17 protein-coding genes are annotated in these 17,330 nt (G+C 74.5%); 1 reads left to right on the top strand and 16 read right to left on the bottom strand.

Annotation, left to right across the window (positions count from 1 at the left end; all coding sequences use genetic code 11):
• Positions 1–14 precede the first annotated feature (14 nt).
• Genes MICAU_RS19205 through MICAU_RS19160 form a run of 10 tightly spaced genes read right to left on the bottom strand, consistent with a single transcriptional unit; the run spans position 15 to position 10,162 of the window.
• Positions 15–941 (bottom strand): 3-oxoacyl-[acyl-carrier-protein] synthase III C-terminal domain-containing protein, encoded by a 927-nt coding sequence (locus tag MICAU_RS19205; RefSeq protein WP_013287009.1) that lies wholly within the window; start codon positions 939–941, stop codon positions 15–17.
• A complete protein-coding gene (locus MICAU_RS19200) occupies positions 928–1,905 on the bottom strand; it encodes a transglutaminase domain-containing protein (protein ID WP_013287008.1) in 978 nt (325 codons plus the stop codon). Before MICAU_RS19200 ends, MICAU_RS19205 begins: the two co-directional genes overlap by 14 nt.
• On the bottom strand, positions 1,902–3,407 hold the full coding sequence (locus tag MICAU_RS19195; RefSeq protein WP_013287007.1) for an AMP-binding protein: 1,506 nt from the start codon (positions 3,405–3,407) through the stop codon (positions 1,902–1,904). Before MICAU_RS19195 ends, MICAU_RS19200 begins: the two co-directional genes overlap by 4 nt.
• Positions 3,404–4,345 (bottom strand): ketoacyl-ACP synthase III family protein, encoded by a 942-nt coding sequence (locus MICAU_RS19190; RefSeq protein WP_013287006.1) that lies wholly within the window; start codon positions 4,343–4,345, stop codon positions 3,404–3,406. Before MICAU_RS19190 ends, MICAU_RS19195 begins: the two co-directional genes overlap by 4 nt.
• The gene (locus MICAU_RS19185; RefSeq protein ID WP_013287005.1) at positions 4,339–5,877 is read right to left on the bottom strand and encodes a class I adenylate-forming enzyme family protein; all 1,539 of its coding nucleotides are present in this window, start codon (positions 5,875–5,877) and stop codon (positions 4,339–4,341) included. The genes MICAU_RS19190 and MICAU_RS19185 overlap by 7 nt, the downstream gene beginning before the upstream one ends.
• A 10-nt stretch (positions 5,878–5,887) precedes the next feature.
• Entirely contained in the window at positions 5,888–7,249 is a 1,362-nt protein-coding gene (locus MICAU_RS19180) for an MATE family efflux transporter (protein WP_013287004.1), read from the bottom strand.
• Entirely contained in the window at positions 7,246–8,337 is a 1,092-nt protein-coding gene (locus MICAU_RS19175; RefSeq protein ID WP_013287003.1) for an acyl-CoA dehydrogenase family protein, read from the bottom strand. Before MICAU_RS19175 ends, MICAU_RS19180 begins: the two co-directional genes overlap by 4 nt.
• Positions 8,325–9,011 (bottom strand): hypothetical protein, encoded by a 687-nt coding sequence (locus MICAU_RS19170; protein WP_013287002.1) that lies wholly within the window; start codon positions 9,009–9,011, stop codon positions 8,325–8,327. The genes MICAU_RS19175 and MICAU_RS19170 overlap by 13 nt, the downstream gene beginning before the upstream one ends.
• Positions 9,008–9,883: a hypothetical protein gene (locus MICAU_RS19165; RefSeq protein WP_013287001.1), complete on the bottom strand. Its 876-nt coding sequence runs from the start codon at positions 9,881–9,883 to the stop codon at positions 9,008–9,010. The genes MICAU_RS19170 and MICAU_RS19165 overlap by 4 nt, the downstream gene beginning before the upstream one ends.
• 3 nt (positions 9,884–9,886) lie before the next feature.
• Positions 9,887–10,162, bottom strand: a complete 276-nt coding sequence (locus MICAU_RS19160) for an acyl carrier protein (RefSeq protein WP_013287000.1) — start codon at positions 10,160–10,162, stop codon at positions 9,887–9,889.
• A gap of 987 nt (positions 10,163–11,149) precedes the next feature.
• Between MICAU_RS19160 and MICAU_RS19155 the strand changes: the two genes are divergently transcribed.
• Positions 11,150–13,147 carry a S8 family serine peptidase gene (locus MICAU_RS19155; RefSeq protein ID WP_013286999.1) on the top strand — a complete coding sequence of 666 codons (1,998 nt, stop codon included), beginning with the start codon at positions 11,150–11,152 and terminating at the stop codon, positions 13,145–13,147.
• On the opposite strand, the gene MICAU_RS19150 is transcribed toward MICAU_RS19155, so the two are convergent.
• The 6 genes from MICAU_RS19150 to MICAU_RS19125 all read right to left on the bottom strand — a co-directional run bounded on the left by MICAU_RS19150 (position 13,148) and on the right by MICAU_RS19125 (position 17,298).
• On the bottom strand, positions 13,148–14,047 hold the full coding sequence (locus MICAU_RS19150) for a GlcNAc-transferase family protein (protein WP_013286998.1): 900 nt from the start codon (positions 14,045–14,047) through the stop codon (positions 13,148–13,150).
• Complete coding sequence (locus MICAU_RS19145) at positions 14,044–15,006, bottom strand: hypothetical protein (RefSeq protein WP_013286997.1); 963 nt, start codon at positions 15,004–15,006, stop codon at positions 14,044–14,046. Before MICAU_RS19145 ends, MICAU_RS19150 begins: the two co-directional genes overlap by 4 nt.
• A gap of 126 nt (positions 15,007–15,132) precedes the next feature.
• The gene (locus MICAU_RS19140) at positions 15,133–16,053 is read right to left on the bottom strand and encodes a hypothetical protein (protein ID WP_013286996.1); all 921 of its coding nucleotides are present in this window, start codon (positions 16,051–16,053) and stop codon (positions 15,133–15,135) included.
• Entirely contained in the window at positions 16,050–16,550 is a 501-nt protein-coding gene (locus MICAU_RS19135; RefSeq protein WP_013286995.1) for a type VII secretion system-associated protein, read from the bottom strand. The genes MICAU_RS19140 and MICAU_RS19135 overlap by 4 nt, the downstream gene beginning before the upstream one ends.
• The gene (locus tag MICAU_RS19130; RefSeq protein ID WP_013286994.1) at positions 16,547–16,912 is read right to left on the bottom strand and encodes a type VII secretion system-associated protein; all 366 of its coding nucleotides are present in this window, start codon (positions 16,910–16,912) and stop codon (positions 16,547–16,549) included. Before MICAU_RS19130 ends, MICAU_RS19135 begins: the two co-directional genes overlap by 4 nt.
• Before the next feature lie 62 nt (positions 16,913–16,974).
• Positions 16,975–17,298 carry a YrhB family protein gene (locus MICAU_RS19125; RefSeq protein WP_013286993.1) on the bottom strand — a complete coding sequence of 108 codons (324 nt, stop codon included), beginning with the start codon at positions 17,296–17,298 and terminating at the stop codon, positions 16,975–16,977.
• Positions 17,299–17,330: the final 32 nt, after the last annotated feature.

Here is a 17,330-nt window from a genome sequence, read left to right as displayed (position 1 = left end):
ACTCTCCTCGCGGGTCAGTGTTCGAGCAGGACGGCGCCGAACGTGCCGCCGACCCCGACGGACGCCATCAGGGCCAGGTCACCCGGGCGCAGCCGGGGCCGGACGGTGTCCAGGTTCAGGAAGATGTCGGCGCCGAAGCAGTGGCCGTACCGGGGCACGTTGTCGAGCACGATCCGATCGGCCGGTACGCCGATCACGCCGGCCGCCGCCCGCCACACGTTGACGTTGACGTTGTGCGGCAACAGGACTGTCAGCTCGTCGGGACGGCGTCCGGCCCGCCGCAGCGTCCGGTCGACCACGTCGCCGAGATGCTCCTGGAAGCGGCGTTCGTACTCCTGGCGGCTCGGCGCGCCGGGCTCGGTGTAGATGCCGCCGGCGTACTGGCCGTGCGTGGCGACCGCGTGGGCGAGCACCCGGTCGCGGGGCCCGTTTCGGCGCAGCAGCACCGCGCACGCCACGTCCCCGGCGATGCCGGTGTCCAGCACCCGCAGATCCGGGCTGTCGGCGGTCTCGCCGATCAGCAGGACGCCGACGGCGTCGCCGGGCCGCCCCGCGAGCAGCCGGTCCATCAGGTCCAGCGCGCTGATGCTGGAGACGCACTTGTTGGACTGGGTGCCGAAGCACAGCGTGTCGCCGCCGAGCTGCCGGGCGACCAGCCGGGGCAGGCCGGCGCCCACCGGTCCGATGTACGGGCCGGTGTGCGCGTGCACCACCACCGCCACGCGGTCCGGTGTCACGCGCGCCTCGTCGAGCAGCCGCCGGACGGCGTCCAGCAGCATCGGGAACTCCTGCCCGGCGGCGGCCACCGGGATCCGGTCGTAGCCGTAGAGCCGGCCGTACACCCGGGCGCGGGCCGAGGTGAGGCCGAGCAGCGCGTGGTCGTCGGTGACCGACAGCCGTCGTTCCGGTTCCACGCGTACCACCGCGTCAATCGCGATCATCGGGTGTCCTCCGGGCGGGCGGCGCGGCGACGACGCGGCGGCCGTTGACCGGGCTGCACGACAGCACCCGGGCCGGCACCCGGACCAGGCGGGTGGCCCGGTAGCGGAGCAGCAGCTCGCGCCACTGCTCCGGATCGCGGTCGTCGAGCGCGGCGAGCCGGCCGAGCTTGCGGTACTGGAGGAACCCGCGCGGGCGGGACTGCGGGCGGGCCCGGCGGATGTAGCCCCAGGCGTCCCACATCAGCGGTTCCCAGCCGGCGAGGGCGGCCAGGTCGTACAGGAACAGGTTGCGGGCCTGCCAGCGGCCGGCGTCGGCGTTCAGCATCAGGCCGCTGAGGCGCAGCGCCGCACGCTCGCCCTCCTGGGCCCGGCGCCAGGCGCGGGCGCCGGTGAGGAACACCGACTCCGGAACGTCGTCCCGGTAGTGGTCGGGCAGTTGGAAGGTGTCCCGGGCGGTCCGGTACATCCGGCCGTCGGCGTACCGCCACCGGCCCTCGCCGGCCGACCAGTACTCGACCACCACGTGGTCGTGCATCGGCCGGTAGGGCACGTACAGGTGGTGGGCGGTGCCGTACCGCAGCCGGGCCGGCACCCCCTGCTCCCGCAGCACGGCGCAGAGCAGCAGGCTCGCGTCCCGGCAGACGCCCAGCCAGCGGCGGTGCAGCGGCCGGGCCCGGGTCAGCGGCGCCGGGTCGAGGGCGAGCACCCGGTCGAGCATCCGCCGGGTGGTGCGCAGGTCGACCTCGGCGAGCCGGTCCGGTCCGGGCTTCCAGCCGGCCGCGGGCGGGTCCAGCTCGTAGTGGGCGAAGAGGCCGCCGATGACCTCCACGAGGGCCGGCACGTCGGCCGGCAGCCGGCGCAGCGCCTCGGCGTGCGGTCCGGGTTCGGTCATCGGGGTGTGCCGGCGGTAGGTGGCGAGCATCCGGTCCAGCCCGGCGGCCGGTGTCCGCACGGCGGCGGTCACGCTTCCTCCTCGAGCCGGCGCCGCAGCTGCGGGTAGTCCACCTTGAGGCTGCGGTTCTGCGGCAGCGGGCCGACGTGGATCCGGCTCGGCCACAGGTGTTCGGGCAGTTCCCGGCTGATCCGGCGGCGCATCTCGGGCACCGGCGTCGCGGTGTCCGCGACGAACGCGACGAGCCCCTGGACGAGGCCGCCCGGCGCCACCGGCCAGCCGACCACCGCCACGGCCTCGGTGCCGAGCACCTGCCGCAGCAGGGTCTCCACCTCGAGCCGTTCCACCCGGTGCCCGCGGACCTGCATCTGGTCGTCGCGGCGGCCCTTGAACACCAGCCCCCAGCGCGGGTCGTGGGCGACCAGGTCGCCGGTGCGGTACCAGCGTCCTGGCGCGTCCGGCAGCTCGACGAACCGGGCCGCGGTCTGCTCCGGGTCGCCGTGGTAGCCCGGGACGAGCTGGCTGCCACGCAGCAGCAACTCGCCGGTCTGCCCGGCGGCCACCCCGGCCAGGTCGGCGCCGACGACGCGGACCTCCTGCCGGGGGTACGGCCATCCGATCGGCACGACGTCCGGCAGGTCCTGGTCCGGCCGCCAGCCGAAGGAGGTCACCGCGATCGTGCACTCGGTCGGCCCGTACACGTTGAACAGCTCCCCGTCCGGGTTGGCGGCGTGCCACGCCTGCGCGAGCCGCCGGGGCAGCGGTTCCCCGCAGAACAGCGTCCGGCGCAGGCTGGGCAGCGCGCCTGGCCGGAGCAGGCCGAGGTCGAGCAGGCTGACGCCGGTGGTGGGCACGGACAGCCAGAAGGTCAGCGCGTGCTCCCGTACCAGCGCGGGGAGCTTGTAGACGGCCTGGTCGGGCAGCGCGTACACGGCCGCGCCGACGGTCCACGGCAGCGCGATGTCATGCACCGACAGGTCGAACGTGAAGTTGTTGACCTGGGCGAACCGGTCCTCGCAGGTCGGGCCGAACAGCTCGATCGCGCCGTCCAGGTACGCGGTGAGGTTGTCCAGTGTGACCAGGACGGCCTTGGGCACCCCGGTGCTGCCGGAGGTGAACATCAGGTACGCGCCGCCCTGCGGCCGCCGGGGCTCGCCCTCCCACCGCGGCCCGGGGCCGTGGTCGAGCACCGGCGCCGGCGGCGCCATCATCGTCCGCAGCCGGTCGTCCTGGTCCGGGTCACCGCTGTCCAGGACCGCGACCACCTGTCCGTCGAGCCGTTTGAGCACCTTCTCGCAGTAGGCGGGCGGCGACGTGGGGCACATCGGCACGAACGCCTTGCCGGCCAGCAGGCTCGCCAGGATCGCGACGTACCGGGTCAGGTTCCGGCCGCAGTACACCAGGCAGAACGGCTCGTCCCGCTCGTCGAGCCGGCCGGCCAGGGTGTCGGCGCGGGCGAACAGCTCCCGGTACGTGTACGCGCGGTCCTCGACCCAGAGCGCCGTACGCTCCGGGTGCCGCCGGGCGGCGGCCAGCAGCCGGTCGCGCAGCTCGGCGCGGTATCCGATGGTCATGTGTGACTCCCGTATTCCAGCACCACGGCGGCGAAGACCGCGCCGAGCCCGACCGTGGCGAGCATCAGCCGGTCACCGGGCCGCAGCAGGCCCGCGCGGTCGGCGGCGGCGAGGTTGAGGAAGATGTCGGCGCCGAAGCAGTGCGCCGTGTGCGGCACCTGGTCCAGGTAGACCGACTCGAACGGAATGCCGGCGCGCGCCGCGACCTGCTTCCAGGAGAATGTGTTGACGTTGTGCGGCAGCACCATGCGGATGTCCGGCCAGGTCAGCCCGGCGTCGTCGAGCGCGCGGCGCATCACGTCGGCGAGCCGCGCCGGATACTCGGCCTCGAACTCGGCGTTGGCCGCCTCGTCCTGCCACTGACAGGCGGCGTGCCGGCCGTACGTGTCGATCCGGGCGGCCAGGACGCGGTGACCGGCGTCGCGGCGGCTGAACAGGCAGGCGACCCCGGCGTCGCCGGTGACCGAGCTGTTCGGGATCACCTGCATGATCGGGGTGAACGCGACGTCGGCTGTCACCACGATCGCCACGTCGGTGGCCGAACCCCGGGCCAGCAGCCGGTCGACCACCCGCATGGCGGACACCGTCGACGCGCAGTTGTTGGTGGTCATGCCGAACGACTGCGCCCGGTCCAGCCCGAGCCGGCGGCAGATCCGGGCCAGGCCGGCGCGGCCCACCACGTCCTGGTGGGTGCCGGTGTGGGCGTGCACCAGCCAGCGGACCCGGCCGGAGTCCACACCCGACTCCTTGAGCAGGTTCGCCACCGTCTCCTCGACCAGGGCGGCGGTGTCGCCGGACCACACCGGTACCCGGTCGAGGCCGTAGATCCGGTGGAACACGGCCAGCTCGGCGCGCGGCATGTCGTACCGGCCGGCGAGGGCGAAGAGGCTGGGCCGGTCGTCCGGCACGACGGCCTGCACGGCGGTCAGGTTCAGCACGGCGCACCGGCCGGTGCCAGGGCCGCAGTGGGCACCGGGTACCGGCGCAGCAGCTCGGGCTTGTCCACCTTGCCGTTGCTGTTGCGCGGCAGCGTGGCGAGCACCTCGTACCGGGTGGGCCGCTGCCAGGTCTCCAGGCCGGACCGGCAGGCCGCACGCAGCGCGGACGCGTCGACGGCGGCCGGGTCGGCGGCGACGAAGGCGGCGATGTCGTGGTCGCCGTCGTCGAGGGCGGTGCAGACCACGCTCGCCTCGGCGACGCCCGGCACGGACCGCAGGACCTCCTCGACGTCGCGGGGGATCAGTTTGCGTCCCCGGACCTTGATCACCTCGTCGATCCGGCCCTTGAAGAAGAAGTGGCCGTCCTCGTCGAGGTAGCCGTAGTCGCCGGTGTAGAGGCAGCGGCCGCCGCGTACCGGGTGCTCGCGGATCTTGCGGGCGGTCTCGTCCGGCAGTCCCCAGTAGCCCTGCATCACCGTGCCGCCGCGCACCACGAGCTGCCCCACCTGGTACGGCGGGCAGGGCCGGTCCTGCTCGTCGACCACCAGGATCTGGGTGTTCGGGATGGCCTGCCCGACGCTGCCCGGCTTGGCGTCGAGCAGCTCCGGCGGAAGGTAGGTGCAGCGCTTGCACTCGGTGACGCCGTACATCGAGTAGATGTCCGCGCCGGGGAACAGCCGGCGGATCGCGGCGATGTGCCGGGGCAGCAGCGCGGCGCCGGTGTTGGTCAGGCAGCGGACGCTGCTCACGTCCGGCATGCCGAAGCGGCTGAACTGCTCGACCAGCTCGAACAGCACCGGCACGCCGGGCACGACTGTGCAGCGGTAGCGGGCGATGTCCTTGACGACCTGCAACGGCAGGCTCATGTCCCGCTCCAGGACCAGCGTCGCGCCCTGCGAGAACGCCATGATCATCTGGTAGAGCCCGTAGTCGAAGGCGAGCGGCAGGGCGCAGAGGAACACGTCCTCCGGGCCGTTGCGCAGGTACTCGTTGAGCGAGTCCAGCGCGGTCAGCATGTTCGCGTGGCTGAGCATCACGCCCTTGGCGTCGCCGGTGGAGCCGGACGTGTAGACCAGCGCGGCCAGATCCTCGCTGATCACGTCGACGGGTGCCGGCGTACCGGCGAAGAGGGTGTCCTCGGCGCCGACCGGCAGCACCGCCCGGACCGACGCCGGCAGGCCCAGGCCGGTCAGGGAGCGCGCCATCGGCTCCAGCGCGAGCAGGACGGTGGCGGCGCAGTCGGCCAGCACGTGGCGTACCCGCTCGGGCCGCTGCTCGTGGCCGACCACCACGGCCACCCCGCCGGCGGCCAGCGCCGCCCAGAAGGCGGTCACCGTCTCGACCCGGTTCCCGGCGCAGATCACCACCCGGTCGCCGGGGCGCACGCCGTCGGCCTGGAGGCGGCCGGCCAGGCCGGCCACGCGTGCCGCCAGGTCGCGGTAGGTCAGCCGGTGCGGTCCCGCGATCAGGGCGAGCTTGTCGGGATGACTGTCCACTGTGGCGGTGAGGACGTCGTACAGGGTTCGGTGCATCGTGTTTCCTTCAGCTCGTGGGGATGGCGCTGACCCGCCCACCGAGGCGGCGGGCGCGGAGCAGCTCGTGGACGACGAAGCCGACGGCCGGCAGGTGGGCCACGGCCAGCGCGAGGTAGACGTGGGACACCGGATGCCCGGCGCGGGCCAGCCCGGCGGCCAGGGCGAGCTGGACGACTGTGAGCGTGGCGTTCACGACCAGCGCCCGGACCCCGTTCCCGGTCTCCTCCAGGAAGATCGACAGGGTGAGCAGCGGACCGGCGACCAGATAGGCCGGCGCCAGGTGGCCGAGGTAGTCGGCGGCGGCCCGGGCCACCGCCGGATCGCCGGTGAGCAGCCCGGTCCCGGGCCCGCGGAGCAGCCAGACCAGGGCGGCCACGACCGCGAACACCGCCGCCGACAGCCCGACCGCGGCGACGACCGACGGTCCGACCCGCCCGCCCCGGCGCTGCGCGGCGAGCCGGTTGACGGTGATGCCGGCGCCCACACCGAGTGCGATGGCCGGCAGCAGCACGAGGTTCTGCACCCGGTACGCCACGCCGTACCCGGCCACTGTCAGCGGGGAGTAGCCGGCGAGGATCCGGGTCAGCACCAGCCCGCTGCCGAACAGCAGCAGGTAGCCCAGGCTCACCGGCACGCTGATCCGGCAGACCTCCCGCCAGGACCGGCGGACCGGTGCGCGCAGCCCGATCCGGGCCCAGGGCCGCACCCCGCAGCGGGCCAGGCGGCGGGACGCCCAGACCGCTGTGGCGGTCGCGGTGGTGGCGGTGGCCGCCGGCAGGGCGAACACGCCGAGCCAGCCGACGAGCGCGGCGGTGAGCACCACCCCGGAGCCGAGGCTCACCAGCGTGCCGACGGTCACCGCGCGTACCTGCCGCAGCCCGTAGAGGCTCGACATCAGCGCCACGCTCACCGCCAGCACCGCGCCGGTGAGCGTGTTGAGCTGGACGAACGCGTACACCAGGGTGCGCGAACCGGCGGGCACCGCGTACAGGTCGAGGAAGAGCGGGTGCGCCACCAGGAACAGCAGCGCCACGCCGAGGTTGACCGCCACGCCGAGCACGAGCACGGTCCGCTGCCGCCGCGCGTACGTGTCGAGGTCGCCGCTGCCCGACGCCTGGGCGGCGAACGCCACCGACGCGACACGCAGGCTCTCGTTCACCGAGTTCTGCAACAGGATCATCGGCAGCACCAGCGCCAGCGGGTACAGGTAGGCCGGATCGTGCCGGCCGATCACGGCGGTGTTCAGCAGCGGCGCCACCAGGCTCGCCAGCGACGCGAGCAGCACCGGCAGCGCGATCGCCAGCACCGGCCCGAGCACCGGCGGCGCGGCGCTGTCCCCGGCCGGGCGCGACTGGTCGACGGCTGTCATACCGGCACCTCCCGGCGCAGATAGCCGGCGTGCACGTTGGCGAGCTGGATGGGCGTGGTGCCCTCCATGAACTCGTACGCGACCACGTCGGTCAGGGACCGGGCGAGCCACGGGTGGTCGACGAGCGCCGCCACCGGCAGCTCCCGGGCGAGGACCGCGGCCACCTCCTCGGCCGCCGCTGTGGCCCGCTGCTTCGCCAGCGACACCAGCGCGCCGCGCAGCGGCTCCTCGTCGACCTCGCGGGCGGCGGCGGCGTTCAGCTCACGCGACCGCTCCAGCATCTGGTCGAACCGGTCCAGCTCCGGGCGGGCGGCGCCGACGTGGTCCCGGACGTAGTCGACGAGGGCCTGGGCGTGGCCGAGCGCCATCGCCGCCACCCCGGGCCGGAAGCGGTGGAACGTCTTGAGCATGCCCATCATGCCGCGCTCGGTGGCCTTCAGGTGGCTGCCGAGCACCGCCTCCGGCGGCACCCGCAGTCCGTCGACGCGCAGCTCGGACAGTTGCGCGCCGGGCAGGGCGAACATCGGGAGCACGCGTCGTCGTACCGCGCCGGACTCGATCAGCTCCGGCGTCATCAGCACCGCCACCAGGTCCAGCGGACCGTCGCCGGTGCGCGCGAGGACGGTGCCGACGGGCGCCACCGCCCCGTTGCCGAACAGCAGCTTCTCGCCGGTCAGCCGGCCGTCGCGCAGCGTGGTGTCCAGGTGGGCGGCGTCGGAGCCGCGTCCGGGCTCGGTGACCGCGAAGAACGTGCGGCACCGGGTGGTGGACACCAGCTCCCGGAACCAGGCCCGCTGCCGCGGTGTGCCCAGCGCGTCCAGCAGCACACCGGACAGCGACGGGCCCGGGGTGGTGAGCAGGAAACTCGCGCTGCCGTAGCTGAGCGCCTCGAACATCGCGGCCCGCCGGCGGGTGTCCGCCGCGAACTCGGCCTCGATCTTCTGCGCGACCGCCGGGTGGTCGAGGTGCCGCAGCACCAGGTCGGGATCGTCCGGCACGGCCGGCGAGTTCTCGCGGTACCAGCTGGCCGCGGCCAGCCACTCCGGCCCGTAGCGGGCGGCGAAGCGGTCGGGATTCAGTCGGAACACGGGGCACCGTCCAGGTAGATCCGGTTGGCGTAGAGCAGGGCGGTGCGCATCTGCGCCATCTGCCCGGCGAGGACGGACCGGCCGCCGGCCATCCGGATCAGGTCGCGGGCCAGCCCGTCGACCTCCCGGACCCACCAGGCCCGGCCCGCCGGTTCGGCGAGCGCGGCGGCCGCGTCGGTCTGGCGCAGGGCGGCGGCCCGGGCCACCAGCCCGGCCATCTGGTGGGCCACCACCGGGTGGGCACTGAGCCGCTGACCGGCCGAACGCCGGCCGGCGAGGAACCGCCGGCACCAGCGGACCGCCTCGCCGAGCGCGTCCCGCTCGGCGTCGGCGAGGGCCTGCCGGAACAGCCGCAGGGCCGGTGCGTCGGCCGGTCCGCCGGCCGCCCGGTACCGCAGCACCACCAGGCCCGCGCGGGTCAGCAGCTCATGGGGTACGACGGTGAGCCGTTCCGCCCCGAGGACGGCGCCCGTGGTGAGGTCGAACGCCTCCACCGGCGCCGCGTCGCGGTCGGCGAGCACCAGCCCGGCGTACCCGGCGGCCTGGCCGGATCCGGCCGGCAGCGCGCCGGTCTCGCAGGCCCGGGCAACGGCGGCGCCGACTGTGAACCGGACGGCGACCGGGTCGGTGGCCGGCCCGGCGGGCCGGGTGGGCAGTCGCAGCACGTTCGTCACGGCGTCACCGCCCGGGTCAGCACCACGGCGGCGGACAGGCTCTCCACGTCCTCCTCGACGTAGGCGACGTAACCGCCGGCCGGGGTGGTGGACTCGGCGCCGAGCCAGCGGAACAGCCCGGTGCAGGTGCGCTCGGGCGGCAGGAACTCGACCCGGCACGGCCAGGAGTCCGGCCCGTACGCGTAGGCCCACCGCCGGTAGAGGAACGTGGCCCGGTTGACCCGCACGGTCAGCTCCGCCGGGTCCACGTCGTACTCCGCGCACCAGCGCGCGACCAGGCGGGACAGGTCCCCGTCGTCGCCCAGCACCGCCGGCTCGCCGAGCGCCGTGACGGTCAGGATCTCCGTTCCGGCCGGCCGGCGGCCGATCCGCACCGCCCCGGCGGTGGACCGGCTCGGGCCGGGGAAGTGGGCGCCGACCGGGGCCGGGACTGTGGTCTGCTCGACGCTGAGCAGCAGGCCGTCGCGGTCCGCCGGACCGGCCCGCAGGAAGTCGCAGAGCACCAGCAACGCGAGCGCCGGGGAGATGCTGCCCTGGTCGACCAGGTCGAACGAGGTGCAGTCGAGGCGGTGCCGGTGGTGCAGGTACGGGCCGAACGCGGACACGTCCGGGTCGAACTCCGGCGTCCAGTAGCTGGTGACGAGCACACCGAGGTCGCGGAAGAGACCGGGTCCGGTGCGGTCGGCCAGCGCGTCGGCCAGGTCGACGAAGGTGTACTGGTCGCCCCGGGTGAGTGTGGCCTCGTCGAGGACCACGCCGGCCATCCGGTGCAGGTCCGCCTGGTACTCGACGAAGCGCGGCCGGGGTGGGTGCCGGTCGTCGCGGGTGGGCAGCACCGCGTGGTGCGCCGCCTGTACGTAGAGGCCGGTCATCGGTCAGGCGATCTTCGCGGTGCTCAGCTGCGTCCGGACGTACTCGTAGATGCTGCCGATGGTCTGGAAGTGCTCGGCCTCCAGCGTCGTCGCGTCCACGAAGAACCCGTCGACCGCGTCCTCCAGCGCCATGAGGAACGTCAACGACGTCATCGAGTCGATCCCGAGGTCCTCGCGGAGCTGGGTGTCGAGATCCATCTCGAGGACGGCGTCGTCGTGCGTCACGTCGGCGAGCACGCGCTTGACGGTGTCGATGAGCTCGGATTCCTGGATGGGCACGGAAATGCTCCTTCGTTCGGTTCGGAGGCGGCCGGAACCGGCCCGCGAGCGGGCTGGGAATCGCCCGGGTGGGCGCACGGTTGTCCGCCGGCGATGGTGATCGGTGCGGAAAGGATTTCGGGGATCGCGATAAGCCGCCGGAAAGTGTCCTCCGGTTGCGGTCGGCGGAAGGAACTTTGCCGAACCGCGATCGGGGGTGTCAATGCTTTTCCGACTCGGCGGGTGACGGCAGTACGACTGAGCGTGTCAGTCGGAAATGCGGCACTGCGGCGATTCGTGCGGACGCGGCCGGCTCGCCTTTCCGGTGTTCCCGGCCGACCCGGTCCGGATCGGCGATGTCGGACCTGGCCGTCCGTACCCGGATCCGCGCTATCTGTCCACCCTGCCGGGTCGGACCGGGCCGGAGGTGCCGCTCACCCGGGCCGGACGGGTGGTCGCGGGATGTCTCCGCCCGGCCGGCGCGTGCTCGTGGCGATTACTCCATGAGGGCGTGTGGCGCTACCCGGTAGCCGACAGTCGTTTCCCGCAGTGATGCCGTGTGACGCAACTCGCCAACCGTCCTTCCGGCGGCTGTCACTCCGCTTGCGGATGAGTTATCGGCGAATCGCCGGCATCGAAAGGATGATTCGGAGTGGTCTCTTCGGTCCGGCTGTCGGAAACCGAATTGACCGCCTTCCGATCACGCGTCATCACGCGTTTACGAGAATGTGTCGCGGTGGGAATTCCACAACGGCGCGGCACCCGAGGCGGCCGCCTCTCGCCTGCGTCCGCCGAAGCGGGTCGCGGTGATGCCGCGCCCGGACCCTCCGGCGGCCCTTCGTGCATCGGAGATCCGCGATGCTAGCCTGCCCGTCTGGTAAGGACAGTCTTCTCGACCGGGTTCAAGAGTGGATCGATGACGGATGGTTCGGACGCCCGGCGTTCGCGGCACCACGCAACGTCCGGGACCACACCCGTGACCGGTGTCGGCAGCCGAGGTGGTCGCGGATGACCCGGACCGCACCGGCAGCCGCCCGGGCCGCGCTCGCCGCCGTCGTCGCGTCGGCGGTGCTCGCGCTGACGCCGCTCGCGCCGGCCGCCCGCGCCGAGGGCGACCACGTCAAGTACTACACGGTCGAGGCGGCCCACCAGGGCGAGCCGGAGAACCTCACCGAGATCGCGGAGCGGTTCCTGGGCGACGGCGCGCGGGCGGCCGAGCTGTTCGCGCTCAACGCCGGGCGGATCCAGCCGGACGGCACCACCCTCACCGACGGTTCCCGGCTCCGGGCCGGCTGGGTGCTGGTGCTGCCGTGGGACGCGTACGGCAGCGAGGTCCGCCGGGGCGTCCCGCCGGCCGCGAAGCCGGCGCCCGGCGCGTCCACGCCGGCCGGACGGCAGCCCGCCGCCGACGGCGACGCGGCCGTCCGCCCGCCGAAGGGGTGCCGCACCGCCGCGACGTCGCGCGCCCGGTCACAGTGGGCGGGTCCGCGCGTCGCCGCCGACCAGGCGTGGCCGCACAGCCGGGGCCGGGACCAGCTCGTGGCCGTCGTCGACTCCGGCGTCGCCGGCGGCCTGCCCCCGCTCGCCGGCCGGGTGACGACGGGTGTCGACCGGGCGACCGGCGGCGCTCGCGGTGATACCGACTGCCTCGGCACCGGTACGGCGATGGCCGCGCTGATCGTGGCGCAGCCGGTGAAGGGGTCGGCGGTGGCCGGCATCGCGCCGGACGCGGCGGTCATGCCGGTCCGGGTAGCCGGCCGGACACCCGGTGCCTCGACCGCGGCGAGCGTGGCGGGCATCCGGGCGGCGGTCGGCTCCGGCGCCTCCGTCGTCGCGCTCGGGCCGCAGGTGGACCTCGGCCAGGCCGAGGTGGTGTCCGCCGTCAACGAGGCGGTCGACGACGGCGTGGTGGTCGTGGTGGGCGCCGCCGCTGAGTCGGCGCCACCGGACCCGGACGTGCCACTGAACGACGCGGTGCTGCGCGTCGGGGGGATCGGGCCGGACGGGGGTACGGCCGACAGCTACCGGTCCGGCGGCGTGGACGTGGTCGCACCCGGCGTCGACGTGACCAGCCTCGGCATCACCGGTGCGCGACCGGTGAACGGCGCCGGCACCCACCTCGCCGTCGCGTACGTGGCGGGGCAGGCGGCGCTGATCCGGTCGGCGTACCCGGATCTCGACCCGGCGCAGGTCCGCAACCGGGTGCTGAAGACCGCGAAGACCACCGGCGGCGTCGCGCCGGAGATCGACCTGACCGCCTCCGTCACCGCCGTGCTGCCCGAGGAGGCGCCCCGGGCACAGGCGGCCGCGCAGGCGTCCGGCTCCGCCGGGATCGGCCGCCGGGCGGCGTTGCTGACGCTCGCCGGGCCGGCGGCGCTCGCCGCCCTCCTGCTGGGCCTGCGCGCCCGCAGGTCGGCGCGGACCGGTGCCGGGCGGCCGGAGGCGGCACCCGCCGGGACCGGGACGGCAGCCCCGTCCGTCCCCACCGTCACGGCGGACGCCGCCGCGACGCGGACCGATCCGGCCGTCGCCGCCCCGCCCCCGACCGATCCGGCCGTCGCCGCCCCGGACGTGACGGCGGCGGTCGCGGAGCTGAGCCGCGACCCCGCGCTGCGGCACCTGGCCGCCGACGAGGCGGGCATGGCGTACCTGGCGGAGACCCGGCCGGAGGCGCGCGAGAAGGCGCTCATCGGCCTGGTGCCGGGCATGGACGACGAGACGGTGGCAGCGCTGCCGGCGATGGTGACGGCGCTGCCCGGCACCGACGAGCAGGAGCAATCGCTCACCGGCGTCCTGGTCGACGTCCGGCGTCACCTGCGCGGCGACCCGCTCGCGCTGGACCGGGCGCTGGTGCGCGCCGGGAAGGTCCGGTGGCAGTCCCAGCACGAACTGGCCGAACACGTCACGTCGTACGCGCAGCAGCATCCGGAACTGGACCGGCTCGCCACCGCCATCGCCGAGACCCGCTGGTCGAGCGGCGCCGGGGAGCCGGCGCGGGGCAGCTGATCAGAGCAGCACGAGTTCCTGGGCCAGCATGTCGGTCCAGGTGCGCCGGGTGAAGTTGCAGCCGGTGTGCGCCACGAACTGCTCCAGGGTGCGTACCGGCCCGATGCCGAGCCGGTCGACCGGCGGGGTGTGCAGCATGTAGAGCACCCGGCGACGGCTCAGCTCCTCGTAGCGGGACCAGTCCTGCTCGACGTGGTCGCTCCAGTGCCGCGGCCGGTCCTGCCGGATGTAGTAGTGCCAGGTCAGCACCTCGGTGGGGTGGAACAGGTCGTAGCCCCACGTGTAGGCGCGCAGGGCCAGGGTGATCTCCTCGCCGTGGAAGTAGATGCCCGGGTCGTAGGGCACCTCGGCGACGAACGAGCCGGGCGCGAAGAGGAACCCGGCGGCCAGGAACAGCGCCGGCTTGGGCGGTACGCCGGGCGCGGCCCCCTCGATCAGGCGCTGACCGAAGACCGGTACGCCGAACGTCGTCCAGTCGCTGACGACGATCTCGGCGGGCGCGCCCGCGCCGGTAAACTCCTGATCGGGCTCGTAGCTTGCCGGGTACGCGGTCAGGACCGGCTTCGCCGCACCCGTCTCCCGCGCCATCCGGATCATCCGCACGTCCCAGCCCGGCGCGAACCGGGTGTGGCTGTCCACCTGCAACAGCCAGTCCTCGCCGCGGTATTGCTGGAACGTCTTGTCCCGGGCCCAGCAGGCGCCGCGGCTGTCCCGGGCGTCGTACTCCTGCACGTCCACCTGCGGCAGGTCCCGGATGGCGGAGATGTCCTCGTCGCCGAGGTGCTGCCAGCACACCCCGATGCGGACGTCCTCCGGGTGCGCCGCCTTGGCCAGGCAGTCCAGCACCGTCGGCACCAGTTCCCGGTCCCGGTACGACGCGACCGCCACGAAGATCGTCACGCGTCCGCCTCCGCCTCCGCGTCCGCCTCCGCGTCCGCCTCCGCCGGGACGAGGGCGTACGACTGGAACAGCAGCGCCAGCGCGCGGTGCTCGTCGGCGGGGTCGGTGACCGGGAGCCGGTCACCACGTGACCGGATGTGGGCCAGGAGGTCCGGCTCCGGCGCCAGCCCGTACGCCTGGAGGTAGTAGGCGACGGACTCGGGCCAGAGCCAGCGCCCGTCGGTGCGGTAGGTCATCGGCACGACCCGGCCGCGTCCGGGCTCCACCACGTCGGGCCCGCGCGCGGTGGTGGCGAGCACCGGCGTGCCCGCGTCCAGGTACGCCGCCGCCCGTTCGAGGTCGGTGCCGGACAGCCGCTCCCGGTCCGGCGCGAAGCGAGCACCGTCGTCGTCCACCTCGTCGAAGACGCGGGCGATCCGCAGCGGTTCGGTGTCCCGGCCGGCCCAGAGCAGCGCGCCGGACCGGCGGGCCGCGGCCGCGTACGGCGGGAGCTTGTCGCCGGGGCGGTACACCTCGACCAGCGGCGCCGAGATCCCGGCCCCGGCGAGTGCCCGCATCACTGTCGCCGCCGTCACCGCCTGCGGCCCGTTCGTCTCCAGCACGTAGACCGGCGCGGGCGGGATCACCGAGGCCGCCCACTCCGGGGCGAGCCGCCATCCGCGCCACAGCGCCACCGCGCCGGGCTGCTGCCGGGCCGCGGCGACCGCGACCCGGTCGGTGTCGTCCATCAGGCCGTCGCGGCCGGTGAGGTCGGCCAGTGGCGGCACCCGGCCACCGAAGACACGCGGATTCGGTACGGCCGACGCGAACGTGAACGGCAGGTCGACCGGTCCGGGCGGCTCCGGGAGAGACACCGTGCCGGTGTCGGCGAGCCGCAGCCGCGCCTCGGCGAGCATCGCGTCCGGCACCCGGCCACCGAGGTGCAGCAGCGCGATGTGCAGCTCGTCCTGGTCCGTCATTCCCGGCCTCCTCGCGTCCTCGTCGGCGGGCGTCGGCGCATTCGACCACGGCGGCCGACGGGAGCGCCGCGCAGCGCCGGGGCTCGTGCCCGAAGGACACCGCGACCCGAGGCGTTCGTGCACCGGTCAGAGCGCCCTCGCGCGTACCAGGGCGGCGAACGCCCGGTGGACGGCGACCGCGTCGGCGGGCGCGGGCGGGTCGGCCCGGCTCCGCCGCAGGTGCCGCAGCAGACCCTCGTCGGCCAGCGCGCCCTCGTCGAGCAGCCGGTCGGCCACGTCGGCCGGCCAGACCCAGGTGCCGTCGGTGCACAGGTGCGCGGTCAGGGCGGGCGCCGACCGCAGGTGGGTGACGAACGCCGCGATCTCGTCGTCGTCGACCGGGAGCCGGGCGTCCCCGTCGGCGGCCAGGTGCACCTCGCCGGGCGGCTGAGGAGCCCAGATCAGCGCGGACCGGGACCGGGCCGCCCACTGGTACGCGGGCAGCGGCAGGTCGGGCCGGTACACCTCGACCGGCGCGGCGTGCCCGGCGTCGGCGAGGGCCTGCTGCCCCCGGTCGGCGATCGCGGGCAGTTCGTCGTCGGGCGCCGTCGCCTCGACCAGGTAGACCCGCACGGCGTCGACGGTGCCGTCCGGCCCCCGGGTGATCCGCCAGCAGCGCCACACCCCGGCGGTGCGCGCCGGGTCCAGCACGTCGAGCAGGGCCCGGTCGAGGTCGTCCACGGTGCCACCGGCTGTCTCGTCCACCACCGGCGGCGCGGCCGTCGCGTACAGCGGCAGGTCGGCCGGCGGGAACGGGACGAACAGGGCCGTCGGTTCGGCGTCCACGTTCTCGTCCGCAGCCGGTTCGGGCAGCAGCGGCGTCTCCGGGGGCAGCAGCGCGGTGAGCACCGCGATCTCCGCCGCTGACTGCGGGAACGCGCCGAGCAGCCGTGCGGCGCAGGCGCCGTGGTCGCCGTGGGCGAGCAGGCCACGCAGGCCGGCGAGGTCGCCGTCCGGGATCCGGCCCGCGGCACGCAGGCAGAGCAGGTGCAGCAGACCGGTGCTCATCGCGTCGCCGCCGTCTCGTGCAGGAAGGCGGCGGCCAGCCGGGCGGGCGCCGGGCCGCCCGGGTTGACGAGCACGTCACCGTCACCGGCCACCCGGGCCAGTTCCGCCAGGTCCAGCAGCCGCCACCCGGGCGCCGGCACCGGCTCCCGGTGGGGTTCGCCGGTGGCGACCACCACGCACCGCTCGTCGTCGGGGGCGCTGACGACGAGCGGCCGCCCGTCGCCGTTCACGGCCAGGTGCAGGGGGGACGCGCGCAGCACCGACCGCAGGTGAGCCGGCTGCGCCGCACCGGCCGCGACCAGGCGCAGCAGCGCGTCGACCGGGTCGGTGGGGGAGTCCGGGAAGTGCGGGCGGTAGTCCGGGTTGCGCCGGAACTCGCCCACCTCGCCGTCCGCGCCGACCTGCCACACCCCGACGACCGCCTCGAACGGCGGTTCGTCGTCCTCGCCTGCCGGCCACTGCGGGTCGAGCAGGAACAGGAACTCGTCGTCGCTCATCCGTCCGTGTCCTCGTCGGCGAACCGGAGGGCGTGCCAGACGATCGCGGCGGCCAGCCGTACCGGCTCGGGGCGGTTCGGGTCGACCAGGACGTCGATGCCGTCCGGAAGCAGCTCGGCCAGCTCGGCCGCCTCGACCCGGCGCCACCCGGGCGCGAAGGTGCGGGCGCGCTCGTCGGCCGAGGTGGCCACGACCACGCACGGCAGGTCGTCGAAGGAGCGGACGACGAGGGGACGGCCGTCGCCGTTCATCGCGAGGTCGAGCGGGGAGGCGCGCAGCGCGGACTGGACCTGCTCGATCGCGGCGTCGCCGCGCATCATCCGGTGCAGCAGCACGTCGAGCGGCTCGGCGCTGTGGGTCATGGTTCCTCCAGGTGGCGGCGGCCCGCCGCGACGGTACGGTCACGGCGGGCCGTCCGTCCGGCTCAGGCGAACGGGTCCGGTGCGGCCGGGACCGGCACCGGAGGCAGTCCCTCCCGCGCGGCGTACTCGTTGAGCCAGCGCTCCAGCGGCGGACCGGACGGCGCCACCCACGGCTCGGCGCCGTTCTTCGGCACGACCAGCGGGCCCACCGCGAGCGTGTCCATGATGTCGCCGGTCTCGGTGGCCCGGACCGTGTTGAACGGGTACACCCAGCACCACTCGTACTCGGCCGGTGCGTCCGGGGCGAGCAGCGTCAGCGGCTGCTCCGGGTTCTCCAGCCGGCGCAGCGCGGTCTGCGCCCGGGTGCGGGCGTCGTCGGCGTTCATCGGGTAGTCCTTCTCTGTCGTGGTTCGTCTGA

Source organism: Micromonospora aurantiaca ATCC 27029 (assembly GCF_000145235.1).
Lineage (GTDB): Bacteria > Actinomycetota > Actinomycetes > Mycobacteriales > Micromonosporaceae > Micromonospora > Micromonospora aurantiaca.
Note: the sequence above shows the minus strand (reverse complement) of the source record. Positions and strands in the feature narration are given on the sequence as shown.